At 65.5% G+C, this 21276-nt stretch carries 22 protein-coding genes; 18 read left to right on the top strand and 4 right to left on the bottom strand.

The features are described from left to right. Nucleotide 1: 1 nt before the first annotated feature. The 7 genes from AB3G31_RS12105 to AB3G31_RS12075 all read left to right on the top strand — a co-directional run bounded on the left by AB3G31_RS12105 (nucleotide 2) and on the right by AB3G31_RS12075 (nucleotide 7200). Nucleotides 2-1132, top strand: a complete 1131-nt coding sequence (locus tag AB3G31_RS12105) for a branched-chain amino acid ABC transporter permease (protein ID WP_367846337.1) — start codon at nucleotides 2-4, stop codon at nucleotides 1130-1132. After that, on the top strand, nucleotides 1129-1875 hold the full coding sequence (locus tag AB3G31_RS12100; protein WP_367846336.1) for an ABC transporter ATP-binding protein: 747 nt from the start codon (nucleotides 1129-1131) through the stop codon (nucleotides 1873-1875). The genes AB3G31_RS12105 and AB3G31_RS12100 overlap by 4 nt, the downstream gene beginning before the upstream one ends. Then, the gene (locus AB3G31_RS12095) at nucleotides 1875-2561 is read left to right on the top strand and encodes an ABC transporter ATP-binding protein (protein ID WP_367846335.1); all 687 of its coding nucleotides are present in this window, start codon (nucleotides 1875-1877) and stop codon (nucleotides 2559-2561) included. The genes AB3G31_RS12100 and AB3G31_RS12095 overlap by 1 nt, the downstream gene beginning before the upstream one ends. A gap of 99 nt (nucleotides 2562-2660) precedes the next feature. After that, nucleotides 2661-4769: a 3-hydroxyacyl-CoA dehydrogenase NAD-binding domain-containing protein gene (locus AB3G31_RS12090; protein WP_367846334.1), complete on the top strand. Its 2109-nt coding sequence runs from the start codon at nucleotides 2661-2663 to the stop codon at nucleotides 4767-4769. A gap of 12 nt (nucleotides 4770-4781) precedes the next feature. Next, nucleotides 4782-5957, top strand: coding sequence for an acetyl-CoA C-acyltransferase (locus AB3G31_RS12085; protein WP_367846333.1), 1176 nt, complete (start codon nucleotides 4782-4784; stop codon nucleotides 5955-5957). A gap of 92 nt (nucleotides 5958-6049) precedes the next feature. Further along, nucleotides 6050-6256: a hypothetical protein gene (locus AB3G31_RS12080; protein ID WP_367846332.1), complete on the top strand. Its 207-nt coding sequence runs from the start codon at nucleotides 6050-6052 to the stop codon at nucleotides 6254-6256. A 14-nt stretch (nucleotides 6257-6270) separates the two neighbouring features. Beyond that, nucleotides 6271-7200 carry a glutathione S-transferase family protein gene (locus AB3G31_RS12075; protein WP_367846331.1) on the top strand — a complete coding sequence of 310 codons (930 nt, stop codon included), beginning with the start codon at nucleotides 6271-6273 and terminating at the stop codon, nucleotides 7198-7200. On the opposite strand, the gene AB3G31_RS12070 is transcribed toward AB3G31_RS12075, so the two are convergent. After that, nucleotides 7197-7859, bottom strand: coding sequence for a DUF1223 domain-containing protein (locus AB3G31_RS12070; RefSeq protein WP_367846330.1), 663 nt, complete (start codon nucleotides 7857-7859; stop codon nucleotides 7197-7199). The two genes, AB3G31_RS12075 and AB3G31_RS12070, sit on opposite strands and share 4 nt — an antisense overlap. Before the next feature lie 309 nt (nucleotides 7860-8168). On the opposite strand from AB3G31_RS12070, the gene pgm reads away from it, so the two are divergent. The 9 genes from pgm (at nucleotide 8169) to AB3G31_RS12025 (ending at nucleotide 17890) form a co-directional block, all read left to right on the top strand. Further along, nucleotides 8169-9809 (top strand): phosphoglucomutase (alpha-D-glucose-1,6-bisphosphate-dependent), encoded by a 1641-nt coding sequence (gene pgm / locus AB3G31_RS12065; RefSeq protein WP_367846329.1) that lies wholly within the window; start codon nucleotides 8169-8171, stop codon nucleotides 9807-9809. Between the two features lie 85 nt (nucleotides 9810-9894). Then, nucleotides 9895-10632 (top strand): sulfite exporter TauE/SafE family protein, encoded by a 738-nt coding sequence (locus AB3G31_RS12060; protein ID WP_367846328.1) that lies wholly within the window; start codon nucleotides 9895-9897, stop codon nucleotides 10630-10632. After that, entirely contained in the window at nucleotides 10629-10982 is a 354-nt protein-coding gene (locus tag AB3G31_RS12055; protein ID WP_367846327.1) for a winged helix-turn-helix domain-containing protein, read from the top strand. Before AB3G31_RS12060 ends, AB3G31_RS12055 begins: the two co-directional genes overlap by 4 nt. A gap of 30 nt (nucleotides 10983-11012) precedes the next feature. After that, the gene (modB, locus tag AB3G31_RS12050) at nucleotides 11013-11687 is read left to right on the top strand and encodes a molybdate ABC transporter permease subunit (protein WP_367846326.1); all 675 of its coding nucleotides are present in this window, start codon (nucleotides 11013-11015) and stop codon (nucleotides 11685-11687) included. A gap of 8 nt (nucleotides 11688-11695) precedes the next feature. Then, complete coding sequence (gene modA, locus AB3G31_RS12045; protein WP_367846325.1) at nucleotides 11696-12430, top strand: molybdate ABC transporter substrate-binding protein; 735 nt, start codon at nucleotides 11696-11698, stop codon at nucleotides 12428-12430. Between the two features lie 147 nt (nucleotides 12431-12577). Beyond that, nucleotides 12578-13348: an ABC transporter ATP-binding protein gene (locus AB3G31_RS12040; protein WP_367846324.1), complete on the top strand. Its 771-nt coding sequence runs from the start codon at nucleotides 12578-12580 to the stop codon at nucleotides 13346-13348. Nucleotides 13349-13454: 106 nt separating this feature from the next. Further along, nucleotides 13455-15812, top strand: a complete 2358-nt coding sequence (locus tag AB3G31_RS12035) for a Tex family protein (RefSeq protein WP_367846323.1) — start codon at nucleotides 13455-13457, stop codon at nucleotides 15810-15812. 93 nt (nucleotides 15813-15905) lie between these two features. Then, nucleotides 15906-16730, top strand: coding sequence for an HDOD domain-containing protein (locus tag AB3G31_RS12030; RefSeq protein WP_367850336.1), 825 nt, complete (start codon nucleotides 15906-15908; stop codon nucleotides 16728-16730). Nucleotides 16731-16732: 2 nt separating this feature from the next. Beyond that, nucleotides 16733-17890: a patatin-like phospholipase family protein gene (locus AB3G31_RS12025; RefSeq protein ID WP_367846322.1), complete on the top strand. Its 1158-nt coding sequence runs from the start codon at nucleotides 16733-16735 to the stop codon at nucleotides 17888-17890. Between the two features lie 10 nt (nucleotides 17891-17900). Here the strand turns inward: AB3G31_RS12025 and AB3G31_RS12020 are convergent, their stop codons facing one another. Continuing rightward, complete coding sequence (locus tag AB3G31_RS12020) at nucleotides 17901-18185, bottom strand: hypothetical protein (protein ID WP_367846321.1); 285 nt, start codon at nucleotides 18183-18185, stop codon at nucleotides 17901-17903. Between the two features lie 75 nt (nucleotides 18186-18260). Next, nucleotides 18261-18887, bottom strand: coding sequence for a hemolysin III family protein (locus tag AB3G31_RS12015; RefSeq protein ID WP_367846320.1), 627 nt, complete (start codon nucleotides 18885-18887; stop codon nucleotides 18261-18263). Nucleotides 18888-18968: 81 nt separating this feature from the next. On the opposite strand from AB3G31_RS12015, the gene AB3G31_RS12010 reads away from it, so the two are divergent. Both AB3G31_RS12010 and AB3G31_RS12005 read left to right on the top strand, forming a co-directional pair. Further along, complete coding sequence (locus AB3G31_RS12010; RefSeq protein ID WP_367846319.1) at nucleotides 18969-19904, top strand: alpha/beta hydrolase; 936 nt, start codon at nucleotides 18969-18971, stop codon at nucleotides 19902-19904. Then, nucleotides 19901-20338 (top strand): GNAT family N-acetyltransferase, encoded by a 438-nt coding sequence (locus AB3G31_RS12005; RefSeq protein WP_367846318.1) that lies wholly within the window; start codon nucleotides 19901-19903, stop codon nucleotides 20336-20338. The genes AB3G31_RS12010 and AB3G31_RS12005 overlap by 4 nt, the downstream gene beginning before the upstream one ends. Here AB3G31_RS12005 and AB3G31_RS12000 read toward each other — a convergent pair. Continuing rightward, nucleotides 20321-21208 (bottom strand): folate-binding protein YgfZ, encoded by an 888-nt coding sequence (locus AB3G31_RS12000; protein WP_367846317.1) that lies wholly within the window; start codon nucleotides 21206-21208, stop codon nucleotides 20321-20323. The two genes, AB3G31_RS12005 and AB3G31_RS12000, sit on opposite strands and share 18 nt — an antisense overlap. Between the last annotated feature and the right edge of the window lie 68 nt (nucleotides 21209-21276).

Here is a 21276-nt window from a genome sequence, read left to right as displayed (position 1 = left end):
CGTGAGGACTGAGGCGGCGGGGGCCGCGTTTGTGCTGGTGCTGCTGGCCGCGCCATGGGTGTTCAGCAGCAGCCTGGGCCTGAACCTGCTGACGCAGATGGCCATCGCCGCCATCGTCTGCCTGAGCTACAACATCCTGCTGGGGCAGGGGGGCATGCTGAGTTTTGGCCACGCCATCTATTCCGGCCTGGGTGCGTTTGCCGCCATCCATGTGCTCAACGCGGTGGTGCTGCCGGTCAGCCTGGTGCCCTTGGCGGGCGGGCTGGCCGGGGCCGGGGTGGCGCTGCTGCTGGGCTGGCTGACCGCGCAAAAGTCGGCCACCACCTTCGCCATGGTCACGCTGGGCCTGGGCGAGCTGGTGGCCGCCCTGGCCTGGCTGGTGCCGCAGGTGTTTGGCGGCGAGGCGGGGGTGTCGGGCAACCGGGTGGCGGGTGCTGCGCCCTGGGGCATCACTTTCGGCCCGCAGCTGCAGGTGTACTACCTGGTCGCCGCCTACACCTTGGTCTGCACCGCGCTGATGTACGCCTTCACCCTGACCCCGTTGGGCCGCATGCTGAATGCGGTGCGCGACAACCCCGAGCGGGTGGAGTTTGTGGGCTATGACGCGCGGCGCATCCGCTTCATGGCGGTGGTGATTGCCGGGTTTTTTGCGGGCATTGGCGGTGGCCTGGCCGCCCTGAACTTCGAAACCGTCACCGCCGAGGTGCTGGGCAGCCAGCGCTCGGGGGCGTACCTGCTGTTTACCTTTCTGGGCGGCTCGGGCCACTTTTTCGGCCCGGTGGTGGGTGCTGTGCTGATGGTGCTGGCCAACGTGCTGCTCAGCGGCATCACCAAGGCCTGGCTGCTGTACGTGGGCCTGGTGTTCATCGCCATGGTGGTCTGGGTGCCGGGCGGCGTGGTCAGCCTGGCCGGGCGGCTGCGCTGGCGCAGTGTGCCCCGGTACGCGGCCTGGGTGCTGGCGTTTGCCGGGTTGGCGGCCATGGTGGAGATGGTGTACCAACTGCAGCTGCGGGCCGCGCTGGGGCCAGAGCTGCGCTTTATGGGCCTGGCGCTGGACGCGACCAGTGGCTGGAGCTGGGCCGGGGCCACGGCAGTCCTGGTGGTAGGTGCCATTTTGGGGATGCGCAAATGACAGCCGCGCTGCAACTCATCGCCGTGCGCAAGAATTTCGGTCCGACGCAGATCATCCAAGGCGCGAATTTGACAGTGGCCGCCGGTGAGCGCGTGGCCCTGATCGGACCTAACGGCGCGGGCAAATCCACACTGTTCCATCTCATCAGTGGCCGCACCGCGCCCAGCAGCGGCGAGATTTTGCTGCACGGCCAGGCCATCCACGGCAAAAAGCCGTTCGAGATCTACCGCGCAGGCCTGGCGCGCAGCTTCCAGACCAGCAACCTGTTTGCCCAGCTCAGCGTGTTCGAGAACCTGCGCTGCAGCCTGCTGTGGAGCCGGGGCCATGGCTATACCTTCTGGCGGTTGCTGGGTGGCCTCAAGGACGTGCGCGAACGGGCCGAGCAGGTCATGGCCCAGGTACAGCTTGCGGCCAAACGCGACGTGCTGGCCGCCCACCTCACCTACGCCGAGCAGCGCGCACTGGAGCTGGGTGTCACCATCGCAGGCGACGCCAGCGTGGTCCTGCTGGACGAGCCCACGGCGGGCATGGGTGTGCACGAGGCGGCCCGTTTCGTGCAGCTCATCCGCGAGGTGACCCAAGGCAAAACGCTACTGATAATAGAGCACGATATGCAGGTGGTATCAGCGCTGGCAGCCAAAATCGCTGTGTTGGTGGCGGGCGAAGTCATCGCCTTCGATACCCCCGAGGCAGTGCGCGCCAACCCGCGGGTACAAACCGCCTACCTGGGGCAGGTAGCCTGATGCTGCACGTCCAGAACCTGCGCGCCTTCTACGGCCCCACGCCCGTGCTGCACGGTGTGTCGTTCGCCATCCAGCCCGGTGAAACCGTGGCCCTGCTGGGGCGCAACGGCGCGGGCCGCTCCACCACCGCCAAAGCGCTGATGGGGCTGGTGCACTGCCAGGGCTCCATCCTGTGGCGCGGCCAGCAGCTGGTGGGCCAACCCCCGTTTGCCATCGCCCAGCAAGGCATCGCCTACGTGGCCGAAGCCCGCGACATCTTCCCGCGCCTGAGCGTCCACCACAACCTGCTGCTGGGCCAAAAAGGCAGCGGCCCGTGGACCTTCGATGCCGTCTACGCGCTGTTTCCCCACCTGCAGGCCCGCCAGCACACCCCCGGCGGCGTGCTGTCCGGCGGCGAACAGCAAATGCTGGCCCTGGCCCGCGCGCTGATGGGCAACCCCCAGCTTTTGGTCATCGACGAACCCACCGAAGGCCTGGCCCCGCAGGTGGTGGCCCAGGTGGCCACCGTGCTGCGCCTGCTGAAAACCCAGGGCGTGGCCGTGCTGCTGGTGGAGCAGAAACAGGCCCTGGCGCTGGAGGTGGCCGACCGGGTGCTGGTGATGGGGCGGGGGCAGGTGGTGTGGGACGGTGCGCCCGAAAACCTGCGTGCGGACACGGCGCTTTGCGCCGAGTGGTTGGGGCTCTAAATTCTGTCCCAACTGGGACAAACCAGCAGACATGATCCTGCCGTGAGCCCCTAGAATAAAAATCGAACGATCGTTCTATTTCAACTTTGAGGTGCAAACATGGCGGCTCCCCATCCCGATTACCAAGTCCACGGCAACATCGCCGTGATCACGCTGAACAACCCGCCGGTCAACGGCCTGGGCCTGGCGACGCGCCGGGCGGTCACGGCCGGGTTGGCGCAGGCGAATGCCGATGCGGCGGTGGTGGCGATTGTGCTGACCGGTGCGGGCAAGGCGTTTTCGGGCGGGGCGGACATCAAGGAATTTGACACGCCGCAGGCCATGCAGGAGCCGAACCTGCTGAGCATGATTTTGGCCATCGAACACTCGGCCAAGCCGGTGGTGGCCGCTATCCATTCGGTGTGCATGGGCGGCGGGCTGGAAACCGCCTTGGGCTGCCACTACCGCGTGGCCGCGCCCGGCTGCAACGTGGCGCTGCCTGAGGTCAAGCTGGGCCTGATCCCTGGCGCGGGCGGCACCCAGCGGCTGCCCCGGGTGTTGGGGGTGGAAGCGGCGCTGAACATGATCGTCAGCGGCGAGCCGGTCAAGAGCGAGCTGTTGGCATCGCTGCCGGGCCAGAAGCTGTTTGACAAGCTGGCCGCATCGGCAGAGTCGCTGATGGAAGAAGCCGTGGCGTTTGCCCAGTTGATTGCCGACGTGCGCCCCTTGCCGCTGGTGCGCAACCTCAAATGCAAGCACCCGCAAGGCGACGCCTACTTCCAGTTCGCCCGCAACATGGTCAAAGGCATGGCCAAGAACTACCCGGCCCCGCTGAAGTGCGTGGACGCGGTGGAGGCCGCTACCAAGCAGAAGTTCGAAGCCGGCATGGCGTTTGAGCTCAGCACCTTTTTGAACCTGATGTGGACACCCGAGAGCCGGGCGCTGCGGCACATTTTTGCGTCCGAACGTGCAGCATCCAAAATACCCGATGTGCCCGCAGATACAGCACAACGTGCTATCAACAGCATAGCGGTTATCGGTGCGGGCACCATGGGCGGCGGCATTGCCATGAACTTCCTGAACGCGGGCATTCCCGTGAAGATGCTGGAAGCCAAGCCCGAAGCGCTGGAGCGCGGCGTGGCCACCATCCGCAAGAACTACGAAGCGCAGGTCAGCAAGGGCAAGCTCAAGCAAGACAAGTTCGAGCAGCGCATGGCCCTGCTGAGCATCACGCTGAGCTATGACGACCTGAAAGACGCCGACATGGTGATCGAGGCCGTGTTTGAAGACATGGGCGTGAAAAAAGCGGTTTTCCAGGAACTCGACCGTGTGATGAAACCCGGCGCGATCCTGGCCAGCAACACCTCCACGCTGGACCTGGACCAAATCGCCAGCTTCACCCAGCGCCCGCAAGACGTGGTGGGCACGCATTTTTTCAGCCCGGCCAATGTGATGAAGCTGCTGGAAGTGGTGCGCGGCAAGGCCACCGCCAAGGACGTGCTGGCCACGGTGATGGCGCTGGGAAAAAAGATCAAGAAAACCTCGGTGGTGTCTGGCGTGTGCGACGGCTTTATCGGCAACCGCATGATCGAGCAATATGGCCGCCAGGCGGGCTTTTTGCTCGATGAAGGCTGCACCCCGGCGCAGGTAGACAAGGCCCTGGAGAAGTTTGGCATGGCCATGGGGCCGTTCCGTATGGGCGACCTGGCGGGCAACGACATCGGCTGGGCCATCCGCAAGCGCAAATATGTGGAACAACCCGGCGTGAAGTACAGCAAGACAGCCGATCTGCTGTGCGAGCTGGGCCGCTTTGGCCAGAAGACCGGTGCGGGCTGGTACGACTACCAGGCGGGCAAGCGTGACGCGATACCCAGCGAGCTGGTGGAGAAGATGGTGGCAGACCACCGTGTGTCGCTGGGCATCACGCCGCGCAAGATTGGCGACGAAGAAATCGTACAGCGCCTGGTGTTTGCCATGGTGAACGAGGCCGCGCACATCCTGGAGGAGGGTATTGCCTCCAAATCCGGCGACATCGACATGGTGTACCTCACCGGCTACGGCTTCCCCATCTACCGCGGTGGCCCCATGCACTACGCGAATGAGATCGGGCTGTTCAACGTGGTGCAGGCCATGCAGCGCTTTGCCCAGAACCCGCTGGACGATGCCGCCTTCTGGACCCCCGCGCCCCTGCTGGCCAAGCTGGCCGCTGACGGCCAAACCTTCAACTAAGGAACACAGAACATGACCGCCGCTGTAATTGTTTCCACCGCCCGCACCCCCCTGGCCAAAAGCTGGAAGGGTTCTTTCAACATGACCCACGGCGCCACGCTGGGCGGCCACGCGGTGCAGCACGCCATCGCCCGCGCAGGCATTGAAGCCGCCGAAGTCGATGACGTGATCATGGGCTGCGCCACGCCCGAGGGCGCCACCGGGGCCAACATCGCCCGCCAGATCGCCCTGCGCGCGGGCTGCCCGGTGACCACTTCGGGTGTCACCGTGAACCGCTTTTGCGCGTCCGGCCTGCAAACCATCGCCATGGCCGCGCAGCGCATCATCGCCAACGAGTGCGATGTGGTTGTGGCGGGTGGGGTGGAGAGCATCTCCTGCGTGCAGCAAGAGATGAACACCCACATGCTCACCGACCCCTGGCTGGTGAAAAACAAGCCCGAGATCTACTGGAACATGCTGCAAACCGCCGAATTGGTGGCCCAGCGCTACGGCATCAGCCGTGCACAGATGGACGAATATGGCGCGGCCAGCCAGCAAAAAGCCAACGCCGCCCTGGCCGCCGGGCGGTTTACCGCCGAGATTGCCCCCATCACCGTCACCATGGGCGTGGCCGACAAGGTCCGCGGTTTGATGACCAAGGAAGTCACTGTGAGCCAGGACGAAGGCATCCGCGAAGGCACCACGGCGGAAGGCATTGCCGGGCTGCGTTCGGCCATGCCGGGCGGCTTGATCTCTGCCGGTAACGCCAGCCAGTTCTCCGACGGCGGCGGCGCGGTGGTGGTCATGAACGAGGCTCTGGCCAGCCAGCGCGGCCTGCAGCCGCTAGGCCGCTTTTTGGGCTTTGCGGTGGCGGGCTGCGAGCCCGATGAGATGGGCATCGGCCCGGTATTTGCCATCCCCAAGGTGCTGAAACGCCTGGGTTTGAAGATCAGCGACATCGACCTGTGGGAGCTGAACGAAGCCTTCGCGGTGCAGGTGATCTACTGCCGCGACAAGCTGGGCATCCCCGCAGACCGGCTGAACGTGAACGGCGGCGCCATTGCCGTGGGCCACCCCTACGGCGTGAGCGGCCAGCGCCTCACCGGCCACGCGCTGATCGAAGGCAAACGCCGCGGCGCCAAGCGCGTGTGCGTCACCATGTGCATCGGCGGCGGCATGGGCGCAGCAGGGGTGTTTGAAGTGTTATAAAAATAGGAGCTGCTCTCGCCCATTCCATAAGCGCTGGCGGCCTTTTTCTTGTAAATCTGGCGCACGGTGACACACGGGGTTACAGTGCGCCCATGTTCACCGATAAAACCATTGCCCGGGTCGAAAACACCATTTGGATCCTGCTGTACGGCGGCCTGCTGACGCTGGTGCTGGGCCTGTTCACCCAGCGCGCCGACGATGACCTGGGCCTGACCCTGGTGGTGGGCGGCGGCATCGCGGCGGCGCTGGGGGCGGTGTTGATCTACCTGCGTTCACGGATGAACTCGAAGCAACCCTAACCGAGGCACAGACCATGGCCGACCTGATCCTGCACCACTACAAAAGCTCGCCTTTCGCCGAAAAAATCCGGCGCGTGCTGGCCTTCAAGCAACTGGCCTGGCAGTCGGTCAACATTCCATCCATCGCACCCAAGCCCGACGTGGAGGCGCTCACTGGCGGCTACCGCAAGACGCCCATCCTGCAAATCGGGGCCGACATCTACTGCGACACCGCGCTGATTTGCGACGTGCTGGAGCACCGCCAGCCAACGCCGTCGCTCTCGCCCGCCAGCCACAAGGGTCTGGCGCGGGTGCTGGCGCAGTGGGCCGACACCACCTTGTTCACCACCGCCATGGCCTACAACTTCCAGCCCCTGGGGCGCGAGCAGATGTTTGGCAGTGCACCCCCCGGCTTCGCGCAGGCCTTTGCCGACGACCGCTCCCACATGACCGGCACCGCCCCGCGCCTGCGGTTCAGTGACGCCACCACGGCCTACAAATCCTATCTGCGCCGCCTGGCCACCATGCTGGAAGACCAGGCATTTCTGGTCGGCAATACCGCCTGCCTGGCCGACTTTGCGGCCTACGCGCCGCTGTGGTTCACCCGGGTGAACGTGTCCAACATCGCAGGCATTCTGGATGCCACCTCCGGCGTGCTGTCCTGGATGGACCGCATGGCAGCGTTTTCCCAACAGGAGGCCGGGCGGATGAAGTCGGCAGACGCCATTGCCGTGGCGGCAGCCGCCACGCCGCTGGACCTGGCCGACGAGGTGTTCCAGGACGACCACGGCATCCCCCTGGGCAGCCAGGTCCGGGTGCACGCCGAGAGTTTTGGCCTGGAGGCGACCGAGGGCGAGCTGGTGGCCGCCACCCGCATGCACATGACGCTGCGCCGGGTAGATGCCCGGGCCGGCACGGTGCATGTGCACTTTCCGCGCATCGGCTACGTGCTGCGGGCGCTTTAACAGGGGGCGGCAAGAGCCTGCAGCGTCTTGCCTGTTTGCGGGTCAAACACCACCAGATTCACCTGCCGGGGGTGGCCGGGGCTACTGGCAATGCTGCGAAAGGCGAGCTTTTGCGGCGTGCGCGCATCGCTGGTGTACACGCCCGCCACCACATACTGGCGCACCACAAAGTCGTGCTGCAAGAACTCCCCGGCGTTTTCACCGGCCCGGACTTTGGAGTTGTGGCCGTTCTCGGTCACGGTCCAGTAGGCCGACCAGTGGCCTGGCGCACTGGGCCCCGGCGTGACCATCGCCTCGAACTGGTCCGTACCCACCTGGTGCAGGCTGATCTGGGCCAGTGCGGGCCCGCCATCCTTGTCCGCGACGGTGCCGCCCCAGCGTTTCCATTCCTGGCCGTTCAACACCGCCTGCGGGGTGTAAATGCTGGCCTGCTGGTTCCATGCGCCCACCTGGCGCTGCCGTACCGTGTGGGCCGGTGTGGCGAAGCGGTCGACCCAGCCCAACTGGTCCCAGTACCCCACGTGGAAGGCCTGCACCACGGCCGCCTGGCCCTTGAGCTGGCTGAGCCACTGGTCGGCGGGCGGGCAGGAGCTGCAGCCTTCCGAGGTGTACAGCTCCACCACCGGCAGACGGTTTTTTCCTGACGCTTGGGTGCACATGCTTTCCGAAGAAAATACGGCTCCTGTGCTGATGGATAGGGCGATAGAAGCTATATATTGAATAGCATTTGCCATGGTGGCTCCTGGAAAAAAATGGGTGGTCGATGGCCATTCGTCGGGGCAGGGCGGCAGAACTTACAAGGTGAGCCGGTCCGCGGCTTGGCCAACCTCCAAAGCGCTTTAAATTTATCAGGGTAAGGCGTTGTAACAGGTCCAAAGTGGAGGGCGGGTGTGGTTCAATGTTGCTGCTTGCGCGCCCGCCGTGCAGGCTCCAGCGAGACAAACCCCACACAAGAAATGGACCCCTCCATGTCCCACAGCCCTCTAGCCGGTCATACCGCACCGCTTTCCATGCTGGTCAATTTGCCACGCCTGGTGACGGCCTACTACAGCCTGCGCCCCGACCCGGGCATGAGCACCCAGCGCGTGGCGTTTGGCACCTCCGGCCACCGGGGCAGCTCTTTTAACAGCAGCTTCAACGAACAGCACGTGCTGGCCATCACCCAGGCCATCTGCCAGTACCGCGCGCTCAACAACATCACCGGCCCGGTGTTTCTGGGCATCGACACCCATGCCCTGTCCGAGCCCGCCGGGGCCACCGCGCTGGAAGTGCTGGCCGCCAACGGCGTGCACGTCATGCTGGCCGAGGGCGACGAATACACCCCCACGCCCGCCGTGTCGCACGCCATCCTGGTCTACAACCAGGGCCGCACCTCGGGCCTGGCCGACGGCATCCTGATGACCCCGTCGCACAACCCGCCCGAAGACGGCGGCTACAAGTACAACCCCACCAACGGCGGCCCGGCCGACAGCGACATCACCGGCTGGATCGAAAAAGCCGCCAACGTGCACCTGGAAACCGGCCTCAAAGACGTCAAGCGCATGCCCTACGCCCAGGCCCTGCGCGCCGACACCACCCACCGCCACGACTACGTCACGCATTACGTGGCCGACCTGGCCAACGTGATCGACATGGATGCCATCCGCGCGTCGGGCGTGCGCATGGGCGTAGACCCGCTGGGCGGCGCAGGCGTGCACTACTGGGCCCGCATTGCCGAGAAATACGCGCTGAACCTCAGCGTGGTGAGCGAGCAGGTGGATGCCACCTTCCGCTTCATGTCGGTGGACTGGGATGGCCGCATCCGCATGGACCCGTCCAGCAAGAACGCCATGGCTTCGCTCATCGGCCTGAAGGACAAATACGACATTGCCTTCGCCTGCGACACCGACCACGACCGCCACGGCATCGTCACCCGCAGCGTCGGCCTGATGCAGCCCAACCACTACCTGGCCGTGTGTATCGACTACCTGTTCCAGAACCGCCCTGGCTGGAGCAAAGACGCAGGCATCGGCAAAACCCTGGTCAGCAGCAACATGATCGACCGCGTAGCCGCCCGTTTGGGCCGCAATTTGTACGAGGTGCCTGTTGGCTTCAAGTGGTTTGCGGGCGGCCTGTGCGACGGCAGCCTGGGCTTTGTGGGCGAGGAGAGCGCGGGCGCGTCCTTTCTGCGGCGCGACGGCAGCGTCTGGACCACCGACAAAGACGGCCTGGTGCCTGCCTTGCTGTCCGCCGAAATCATCGCCCGCACCGGCCGCGACCCCGGCGAAGCCTACAAGCTGCTCACCGATGCCTTTGGTGCCCCCGCCTACGACCGTATCGACGCACCCGCCACGCCCGAGCAGAAAAAAAAGCTCGGCAAGCTCACCCCGCAGCAGGTCACCAGCGCCGAACTGGCGGGCGAGCCCATCACCAAGGTGCTGACCAGCGCCCCCGGCAACGGTGCCAGCCTGGGCGGCCTGAAGGTAATGACCGAAAACGGCTGGTTCGCCGCGCGCCCCTCGGGCACCGAGAACATCTACAAGATCTACTGCGAAAGTTTCCACGGCGAAGAGCACCTGCGCCGCATCGCCAAGGAAGCGCAAGGCATTGTGGACCTGGCCCTGGCCTGATTCTGCTATGCATTAAATAGCTGCTTGCGCCTATCAGTTAAGCGCTAGCGGCTGTTTTTATCTGTTTTTTTTGAGGAAAGCCCACGTGCTTGCATTGATTCTGGTGGCGGGGCTGTGGGCAGGGTTACAGAACTCTCTGGCCGGTGGCGGCTCGTTCGTCACCTTGCCCGCGCTGATGTTGACGGGCATGTCGCCGCTGGCGGCCAACATCACCTCGACCGTGGCCTTGTTTCCGGGCCAGCTGACCGCCGGCTTTGCGGGGCGCAAGCTGGTCACCGGCGCGGGCGCGTTGCCGTTTTGGGCGCTGCTGCTGGTCAGCGTGCTGGGCGGGGCGCTGGGCGGCCTGCTGCTGCTGCACACCCCGTCGGACATCTTCACCCGGCTGGTGCCCTGGCTGGTGCTGTTTGCCACGGTGGTGTTTGCGTGGGGCAGCTTTTTCCGCAAAGCGGGGGAGGCCGCAGTGCATATCGGCCCTGCGGGTGCGGCGGTGGCGCAGTTTTTCATTGCCATTTACGGCGGCTACTTTGGCGGCGGTATCGGCTTTTTGATGATGGCGGCGCTGACCATGGCCGGTTTGCCCACCCGCAATGCCGGGGCCACCAAGAACGCGCTGGCCGGGGTGATGAACGCCTCTGCCGTGGCCTTGTTCATCACCTCGCCGCAAGTGCAGTGGCAGCCCGCCCTGGTGCTGGGCGCGGGCGCCATCGTCGGCGGCCTCATCGGCTCGTGGGCGCTGCACCGGGTGAACGAGCGCTACCTGCGCATCGCCATTGTGGGCATCGGCGTGTGCCTGACCATCGGCCTGTTTCTGAAACCGCTGTGACGGCCAGCGCCAAAGCCCAGTTCCGCCTGCGCATCTACCGCGATGCCAGCGTTGCCATCGGTCCGGGCAAGGTCGATTTGCTGGAGGCGATTGCGCAGACCGGCTCCATCTCTGCCGCGGCGCGCCAGCTTGGCATGTCGTACCGGCGCGCCTGGGTGCTGGTGGACGAAATGAACCGGTCCCTGGTATCGCCCGCCGTCAGCACCGCCGCCGGGGGCGTGCAAGGCGGGGGCACGGCGCTGACGCCGCTGGGCGAGACGCTGGTACGGCATTACCGCGCGGTGGAAGAGGCCGCGCGAACGGCGGCTGCGGCGGACATTGCGGTCCTGCAAGGGCTGCTGGCGCCATAGCGCTATATCCGGCCCGATACAATGCGGGCCATGCCTGCACTGCTCGCCACCATGGACTGGTTTCCGCTCATCCTGTCACTCAAGGTGGCGGCGGTGGCGACGCTGCTGGCCACCCTGGTGGGCATTGGCCTGGGCTGGGTGTTTGCCCGCAAGACCTTCCCCGGCAGCGGCGTGCTGGAAGCGGTATGCATGCTGCCGCTGGTGCTGCCGCCCACGGTGATTGGCTACGCGATTTTGGTGGCGGCCGGGCGGCGCAGTCCGCTGGGCGGCTGGCTGCGGGAGCACCTGGACTACACGATTATTTTCAGCTGGCACGGCGCGGTGGTCGCGTCCAGCATCGTCGCCTTGCCGCTGGTGCTCAAATCCGCCAGCGCCGCGTTTGCCGGGGTGGATCGCTCTTTGGAGGCGGCGGCCAGCACGCTGCGGCAAAGCCCGCTGTCGGTGTTTCTGCGCGTCACGCTGCCGCTGGCCTGGCCCGGTATTCTGGCGGGCACGCTGCTGGCCTTTGCCCGCGCCATGGGCGAATTCGGTGCGTCGCTGATGGTGGCCGGCTCCATTCCGCAGCAGACCCAAACCCTGTCGATGGCGATTTACGACGCCGTCCAGGCCGGGCAGGGCGATCTGGCCTTGCTGCTGGTGGCCATCACCTCGCTGCTGTCGATCACGGTGCTGGTGCTGTCGAACCGCTTTTTTTCACTCCGTTGAGCACGACCATGCGACTTTTCAGCCTTTTCCTGCTTCTGCCGTGGGCGGTATCCGCACAGCAGATTACCGTGTCCACCGCCGCCAGCCTGACCGATGCGTTCAAGGAAATCGGCCCGAAGTTCGAGGCCAGCCAGCCCGGCGCCACGGTGCGCTTCAATTTTGCGGCCTCTGGCGTGCTGCTGCAGCAAATTGCCCAGGGCGCGCCGGTGGACGTGTTTGCCAGTGCCGACCAGGACACCATGGACCGGGCGGTGGCGCAAAAGCTGGTGGCGCCCGCCAGCCGCAAGAACTTCGCCACCAACAGCCTGGTGCTGGTGGAGCCCGGCCAGGGCGGCCCCGGCCTCAAGACCTTGCAGGACCTGGCCTGGCCTGCGGTGCGCAAAATCGCCATCGGCAAGCCCGCCACCGTGCCCGCGGGCCGCTACACCCAGCAAACCCTCACCAGTGCCAACCTGTGGACGGTGCTGGAGCCCAAGTTGGTGCAGGCCGATAACGTGCGCCAGGTGCTGGACTACGTGGGCCGGGGCGAGGTGGAGGCCGGTTTCGTCTACCGCACCGATGCCATTTTGTTTGGCGACAAGGTGAAGATCGTGCTGACACCACCCGGCCACGCGCCCGTGTCGTACCCGGTGGCGGTGGTCGGCGACAGCCCACAAAAGGCGCTGGCGCAGCATTTCGTCAACTTCCTGTTGACCGATTCCGCGCAGCAAATCTTGGCCAAATACGGCTTCGGCAAACCTTGATGGGCTTATGGCACACCCCCAGGCTTGCCCACTTCGTGTGGCCTCCAACCCCCTTGCAGGGGGCAACACCAGCAGCCTGGCAAAGCCAGTTCTGCGGTGTTTCTGGAAGGGGGCGCTAATGCACCTGCTCTGGACCACCCACCTGTGATGATCGATGTAGATATTCAATTGACGGTCTCAGATGGCCGCAGGCGCTTCGACCTGGCCGTGCGCTTTGCCAGCGAGGTGCCGTTTGCCGCGCTGTACGGCCCCTCGGGTGCGGGCAAAACCCTGACCTTGCAGGCCATTGCCGGGCTGCTGCGGCCCACACGCGGCCACATCCGGCTGGACGGGCGCACGCTGTTCGACGCGGCCCAAAAGATCAACATTCCCACGCCCCAGCGCCGCGTGGGCTATTTGCCGCAAAACTACGCGCTGTTTCCGCATTTGTCGGTGCAGGAGAACATTGCCTTTGGCCTGAAGAGCTGGCGCAAGCGCAGCCTGTCGCCCTCTGAAAGCGGCCATATCCAGACCCTGCTGGACAGCTTTGGCCTCACGGCCCTGGCCCACAGCCGCCCGGCCACGCTGTCGGGCGGGCAGCAGCAGCGGGTGGCCTTGGCGCGCGCGCTGGCCTGCAAGCCCCAGGTGCTGCTGCTGGACGAGCCGTTTGCCGCTTTGCACCCGGCCCTGCGCCAGAGCCTGCGCGACGAGCTGGCCCTGGTGCGCCGCCAGTGGGGCATTCCGGCGCTGATGATCACCCACGACGTGGACGATGTGCTGGCCCTGGCCGACGTGGCCTTTGTGTTCGATGCCGGGCAGGTGGTGCAAGAGGTCCACCTGGCGGACGCCACGGCGCGCAGCCAGGCGCGGGTGGCGATGGGCGGGGCAGTGCACACCCCGTTGCAAACCAAACTCCGGCAAATGCTATTGAATCAGTAGCTTCTCACGCTGATGGCATAAGCGCTAGAGGCCAATTTCATGCCTAAATTTGCCTGCCAAAGGGCTGTGGCAAACTCTCGCCCTTGTCTCTCAACCGCTCCCGTTCATGCAGAAAATCATCCGCCAGCTGGCCATAGAAATCAAAGCCCGAGAAGAACAGATCCGCGCCGCCGTAGAGCTGCTCGACGGCGGTGCCACCGTGCCGTTCATCGCCCGTTACCGCAAGGAAGTCACCGGCGGGCTGGACGATATCCAGCTGCGCGAGCTGGAAACCCGCCTGGGCTACCTGCGCGAGCTCGAAGACCGCCGCGAAGCGATTGTTAAAAGCATTGAAGAGCAGGGCAAGATGACCGATGCCTTGCGCGCCGCCCTGTTTACGGCCAGCACCAAGCAGGAGCTGGAAGACCTGTACCTGCCCTTCAAAACCAAGCGCCGCACCAAGGGCCAGATCGCCCGCGAGTCCGGCATCGAGCCGCTGGCCGACCAGCTGTTTGCCAACCCGCTGCTGGTGCCTGCCGAGGCCGCCCAGCCCTTCGTGAAGGCCGAAAAGGGTGAAAACGGCGACGACTTCACCACCGTGCAGGCCGTGCTGGACGGCGTGCGCGACATCCTCAGCGAGCGCTGGGCCGAAGACGCCGCCCTCATCCAGAACCTGCGCGGCTGGCTGTGGAATGAAGGCCTGCTGCGCAGCAAACTGGCCGCGGGCAAGGACGAAAACCACCCCGACATCGCCAAGTTCCGCGATTACTTCGACTACGACGAGCCGATTGGCCGCGTGCCTTCGCACCGCGCGCTGGCCGTGTTCCGGGGCCGTGGGCTGGAAATGCTGGATGCCAAGCTGGTGTTGCCAGTGGAGCCCGAGCCGGGCAAACCGTCGCTGGCCGAAGGCCGCATCGCCATCCACCTGGGCTGGAGCCACCAAAATCGTCCTGCCGATGATCTGATCCGCAAATGCGTGGCCTGGACCTGGCGCGTCAAGCTCAGTCTGTCCACCGAGCGCGATCTGTTCGCCAAGCTGCGCGAAGACGCCGAAAAGGTGGCCATCAAGGTGTTTGCCGATAACCTGCGCGACCTGCTGCTGGCCGCACCCGCCGGGCCGCGCGTGGTGCTGGGCCTGGACCCGGGCATCCGCACCGGCGTGAAGGTGGCTGTGGTCGACACCACCGGCAAGCTGGTGGAAACCGCCACCGTCTTCCCGCACGAGCCGCGCAAGGACTGGGAGGGCTCGCTGCACACCCTGGCCAAGCTGTGCCTCAAGCATGGCGTGAACCTGATCGCCATCGGCAACGGCACCGCTAGCCGTGAAACCGACAAGCTGGCCGCCGATCTGATGAAGCTGCTGGAGAAGCACAACGACCCCAGCGGTGCGCCCCAGACCGCCATGCAGCGCGTGGTGGTCAGCGAGGCGGGCGCGTCGGTGTACTCCGCCAGCGAATTTGCTTCGCAAGAAATGCCCGACGTGGACGTGAGCCTGCGCGGTGCCGCCAGCATCGCCCGGCGCCTGCAGGACCCGCTGGCCGAGCTGGTGAAGATCGACCCCAAATCCATCGGCGTGGGCCAGTACCAGCACGACGTGAGCCAAAACGACCTGGCCCGCAGCCTGGAAGCCGTGGTGGAAGACTGCGTGAACTCGGTCGGCGTGGACCTGAACACCGCCAGCGTGCCGCTGCTGACGCGCGTGTCCGGCCTGTCGGCCACGGTGGCCAAGGCGGTGGTGCGCTGGCGCGAAGCCAATGGCGCGTTCAAAAACCGCAAGCAGCTCATGGAGGTGAGCGGCCTGGGTGCCAAGACCTTTGAGCAGAGCGCGGGCTTCTTGCGCATCCGCGGCGGCGACAACCCGCTGGACATGACCGGCGTGCACCCCGAAACCTATCCGCTGGTGCAGGACATCATCAAGCAAACCGCCAAGCCCGTCACCGAGCTGATGGGCCGCGCCGACATGCTCAAAACCCTGCGCCCCGAGCTGTTTGCCAATGAAAAGTTTGGTGTGATCACCGTCAAGGACATCATCGCCGAGCTGGAAAAGCCCGGCCGCGACCCGCGCCCCGACTTCAAGGTGGCCCGCTTCAACGACGGGGTCGAAGACATCAAGGACCTGGTCGAGGGCATGATTTTGGAGGGCACGGTGAGCAACGTGGCCGCGTTTGGCGCGTTTGTCGACCTGGGCGTGCACCAGGACGGCCTGGTCCACGTCAGCCAGCTCAGCCACAAGTTCACCACCGATGCCCGCGAGGTCGTCAAGACCGGCGACATCGTCAAGGTGCGCGTGGTCGAGGTGGACGTGGCCCGCAAACGCATCGCCCTGAGCATGAAGCTGGGCGAGGCCCCGGCCCGCCGCGATGGGCCGCGCGACAACCGCTTTGAGGGCGCAGCGCGCGGCCAGCAACAGCCCCGGCGCAATGACGGTCCGCCCGCCCAGTCGGCCATGGCCTCGGCTTTTGCGAAGTTGCAGGGTGGGCGCTAAGGTATTTTCTCCCTCCCCCTGCGGGGCAGGGCAGGGGCTGGGGCGGTTTTCTGCCTTACCATGCAGCATCCCATCCGCCAGGAATCCGCCCCCATGGAGTTAAATGAACTGCTAGCCTGCGAAGCGGCCCTGCCCAGCATCCCCAAGGCGGTGGCGTTGCTCCTCAGCGAGCTGGGGCGCCCCGAACCCGACCTGCGCCGGCTGGGCCAGCTGATCGGCACCGACCCAGCCCTGACCACCCGGCTGCTGACGCTGGCCAATTCGGCCATGTTTAACCTGTCGCGCAAGGTCAGCAGCATCCCCGAGGCGCTGGCGATTTTGGGCATCGACCACCTGCGCAGCCTGGCCCAGGCCGCGGCGCTGGGCCTGAGCTTTCGGTCTGTGCCGGGGATCAATTTGCAGCAGTTCTGGCGCTACAGCCTGAACGTGGCCAAGCTCTCCCGGGCCCTGGCAGGCGCGGTGCGGCACAACCCGGCCACCGCCTTCACCGCCGGCCTGGTGCACGCCGTGGGCGAATTGGTGATGCACATGGGCATGCCGCAGGAGATGGCGGCCCTGAACCAGCAGGTGTTGCCACTCGACCTGCGCCGCGCCCGCATGGAAACCAAGCGCCTGGGCTTTTGCTACGCCGACGTGGGCGCGGGTTTTGCCCGCAAATGGCAGTTTCCCGACCGCATCGTGGATGCCCTGCAGTCGCAGATAGCTCCGTTTGACGACGGCGTGTACGAGCCGCTGGCGGGTGTGGTGCACCTGGCCGCCTGGCGCGCCCGCGCCAAAGAGGTGGAGTTTGACGAGAGCGCGCTGGCGGGCAGCTACCCCGGCGAGGTGGGGCTGGCGCTGGGGCTGGACATCGACATGGTGCTACAGCAGGACCCCATCGACTGGTCGGCCAAGACCGACCTGGGGGCCTTCGTATAAACATGCGGGCGCTGCGTCTGTATGCCGGGCCCACGGCCTTCCAACACCTGCAGCAGCACGGTTTGCAGCCCCGCGATGTGCGGGTGATTCCGGCGGCAGCAGGCGGCCCCAAGGGCCTGATCCTGGGCCGGATGGACCGTTTTCTGTTTGGCGACTGGCTGCGCACCAGCGCCCACACCATCCACCTGGTGGGCGCGTCCATCGGGGCCTGGCGCATGGCCACCGCGTGCCTGAAAGACCCGCTGCAGGGCTTTGACCGGCTGGAGCAGGAATATATTTTTCAGCATTACGACCTGCCACCGGGCCGCAAGATGCCCACGCCCGACACCATCAGCGCGGTATTTGGCGGCAACCTGCGGGCGTTTTACGCCGGGCGGGAGGACGAGGTGCTGCAGCACCCCTGTTTCAAGCTGCACATCATCACCTCGCGCGGCCGCCATCTGCTGGCCCGCGACCAGGCTTTGCGCACGCCGCTGGGCTTTTTGGGGGCCTACGTGGCAAATGCGCTGCGCCGCAAAACCATGGGGGCCTGGCTGGAGCGGGTGGTGTTCTCCAGCCAGCACGCGCGTTTGCCGTTTCGCAGCCGCGACTACCCGACCCGCCAGGTCGACCTGACGGCGCAAAACCTGGTGCCTGCGCTGCTGGCCAGTTGCTCCATTCCGTTTGTGTTGCGCGCGGTACACGACATTCCCGGCGCGCCGCCGGGGGCCTACTGGGACGGCGGCCTCACCGACTACCACCTGCACCTGCAGTACCTGCGCCCCAAGATTGCTATGCAAAAAATAGCTTCTCACGCCGATGGAATAAGCGTAGAGGGCCTAAATGGTGCTAAAAATCCGGCTGCAGCCACAGCCGGGCTGGTGCTGTACCCGCATTTCCAGAAAGCGGTGGTGCCCGGCTGGCTGGACAAGCGGCTGACCTGGCGGCACAAGTCGTCCAGCTTCCTGGACAACATGCTGGTGCTGGCCCCGAACCCTGAATGGGTCACAACCCTGCCCAACGGCAAACTGCCCGACCGCGCCGACTTTCGCCACTACGGCCTGGACCTGCCCGCCCGTGCCAAGGCCTGGACCGGCGCCATCGCCGCCAGCCAGCAACTGGCGGATGAATTTGCCCAGTGGCTGCAGCGGCCCGACATGGGGCAGGTCCACCCGCTGTAAAGACGTCGGTTCAGTTCAGCTCGCCGAAATGCGAGGTGCGGTCTTGCGGGCCTTGTTCCTGGATTTGCAGCGACAGGTCGTACAGCTTGGATTTGCCCGCGATGTAGCGGTCCAGCCGCCATTCCTTCAAGATATCCAGCGCCAGGTCAAACCGGTCCAGGTCCAGCGCGTACAGCTTTTCCAGCGAAAACGGCTCGTTGGACTCCAGCGTCAGCACCAGTTGGGCCAGCGTGCGGGCATCGTCCGACTCGGGGTGTTTGGCGATAAATTTCTGGGCTTCTTTGATGGCATTCATGGGGCAGTCCTCGGGGTGGGGATGGAATACCCGTATTGAACCCTAATGAGGCCCCTAAAGCATGACGGTTTGGTTTCAAAAGTGTGACAGTACCGCACAGGCATGGCAGGCGCTGCCCAGCACCACAAAGCCGTGCCACACCGCATGCGCGTACCGCCAGCGCCCGTCCAGTGCAAAAAACACCACCCCCGCCGTGTAGGCCACACCCCCCGCCACCAGCCACGCCCGACCTGATGGCGACAACTGCTCCACCAGCGGCACCGCTGCCACCAGCACCAGCCAGCCCATGGCCACATACAAGCCGGTAGACAGCCAAGGGTGCGACAGACGGCCCGTCACCTTCAGCGCGGTGCCCACCAGGGCCAGCAGCCAGACCAGCACAAACAGCGTCCAACCCCAGATGCCCACCATCGCGCCCAGGGCAAACGGCGTGTAGCTACCGGCAATAAAGAAGTAGATCGCCCCGTAGTCCACCCGCAGCCACAGCTGTTTGGCCCGCCCCGCAGGCAGCGCGTGGTACAGGGTGGACGACAAGAACAGCAGCAGCATCGTCGCCACGAATACGCTGGTGCCAGGCCGCAGCGGGCCGGCCGCCAGCACCAGAAACAGCACGCCCACCAGCACCGCCGCCAGCGCAAGGCCGTGGCTCAGGGTGTTGGCGATTTCTTCGCCCCGGGTTTGGGAGCGCTCAGGTCTTTGCATGGGAGCGGCCTTGGGTAAACCACCAAGTAGAAAGGGTTTCGGTGGCAAAACCGTGACACCGGGCCGTTACGATCAGGCCCCATGCATTCTTTGTCCCACGCCCCCCTTACGCCCGCCATGGCCGGTGTCCTGCACCGCATGGCCCGCGCCCGCCGCACGCCCATGCACCTGCTCACGCCCCAGCAAGCCCGCGATGCCTATGAAATCGGCGCGGCCATGCTGGAAGTGCCCAAGGCCCACCTGGCGCGGGTGGAGGACTTCACCATAGCCGCCCGCGACGGCGTTGCCATTCCCGCCCGGCGCTACGCACCGACTAACGGGCCGTTGCCCACCTTGCTTTTCTTCCACGGTGGCGGCTTCATGATCGGCAGCGTCAACACCCACGACATCCTGTGCCGCGAACTCAGCCGCCTCAGCGGCTGCGCCGTGGTGTCGCTGGGCTACCGCATGTCGCCCGAGCACCGCTTTCCCACTGCCGTGGAGGACGCCTGGGACGCGCTGGCCTGGCTGGCCACCCAGCCCGATTCCGCCGGAGTGGCCGTGGGCGGCGACAGCGCTGGCGGCACGTTGGCGGCGGTATGCGCCATCCAGGCCCGCGATGCGCGGATGCCCCTGGCCCTGCAACTGCTGTTCTACCCTGGCTGCGCAGCCCATGCCGATACGCCTTCGCACAGCCGCTTTGGCAGCGGTTTCTTGCTGGACCAGGCGCAAATCCAGTTCTTCTTCAGCCACTATCTGCCGCACGCTGCCGACTACACCGACTGGCGCTTCGCCCCTTTGAACGCCCCCGACGTCGACGGCGTGGCACCGGCCTGGTTCGGCCTGGCCGAATGCGACCCGTTGGTGGACGAGGGCGTGCTCTACGCCGACAAGCTGCGCCTGGCCGGGGTGCCGGTGGATCTGGATATCTACCGTGGCGTGACCCACGAATTCATCAAAATGGGCCGCGCCATTCCCGAGGCCAAACTGGCCCACCAGGCTGCTGCGCAGGCCCTTCGTAAGGCGTTTGATTTATGAATACTTTGACCATCGGCCCCTGGAGCCAGCTTGGCACCCCGGCCTCCCAGGTACGCACCGCCGTGTTCGTCCACGAACAAAACATCCCCGCCGAGATGGAATGGGACGTGGCCGACCAGACCGCCGTGCATGCCGTGATCTGCGATGCCCAGGGTGAACCCGTGGCTACCGGCCGCTTGCTGGTGCACGCACCGGCCGTGGGGCGCATCGGGCGCATGGCTGTGTTGTCCCGCCTGCGCGGCAGCGGCCTGGGCCAGCAGGTGCTGGAAGCCCTGGTGCAGGCCGCGCGGGAGCGGGGCGATGTGGAGGTGTGCCTGCACGCCCAGACCAGCGCGCAGGGCTTTTACCAGCGGCTGGGCTTCACGCCACGGGGCGAGGTGTACGCGGAAGTGGGGATTCCGCACATCGAGATGTTTTTAGATATCCGCCAGTAGTTCGTAGGGCAGGGGCAGCAGGGTCAAAGCCGCTCCATCCACCGTCAAAGCCCCGTCCTGCATCGCCGCAATCTGCAAGGACACAATCGCGTCCCACCCACCCTCGGGCGAGGCCGCGGCCTGCACCACGATGCCGCAGGGTTGCTCGGCATCGGCGGAGTGGAAGACTTCTTGCCCCGCGGCCATCGGCACTGCCGCATGCGCGATGGCGGCGCGGCGTTTCAGGGTGCCGCGGAACTGGCTGCGGGCCACAATTTCCTGGCCGGGGTAGCAGCCTTTTTTGAAGTTCACGCCGCCGACCGACTCGTAGTTCAGCATCTGCGGCACCAGGGCCTCAAAAATCGGTGTGGACACGGTGGCAATGCCGCTGCGCACCTCGCTCCACAGCCACAGGTCCAGGCCCAGCACCGGGCCTGCGGGCGCGGGGCTGCCGGTGGGGGCGATGACCATCGCGCGGGGCTGGCCGTCGGCGGGGTAGAGGGCGACGGTGGTGGTGCCGTCCACCGTGGTGGTGGTCCAGGCGGGCTGGGCCGGGCCGCCGATGGTGCCGTACAGGTCGAAGTCGGCGGTGGCATCCGTCAATTTGGCCTGGGCGCGCATCACAAACATGCCCAGGCGCTTCAGGGTGGTGGCCAGCAGATCGCGGTGGCAGACGAGCAAGATCTCGGTCGCGCTGCGTTTGAAGCCAATAAAACTGGCCTGCATGCGGCCCTTGGCATTGCAAAACGCGGCCAGGCGGGCTTCGGTCTGGCCCAGCAGCGCGAAGTCCTGTGTCAGCTGGCCGTGTAGAAATTTAGCAGCATCGGCACCTTCGGCGCGGATGATGCCCAGGTGGGTGAGGGGGGCGGAGCCGTTGGGTAAAAGGTTCATAGCGTGAATTATCATCCCCCCTTGTTATCTATAAGGCTTGTAAGGCTGTGCGTCGTCTGATATTGGTT

The sequence above is a fragment of the Rhodoferax sp. WC2427 genome (assembly GCF_040822085.1).
Lineage (GTDB): Bacteria > Pseudomonadota > Gammaproteobacteria > Burkholderiales > Burkholderiaceae_C > Rhodoferax_B.
The sequence above is the reverse complement of the archived record's forward strand: the minus strand, read 5'-3'. Positions and strand labels throughout refer to the sequence as shown.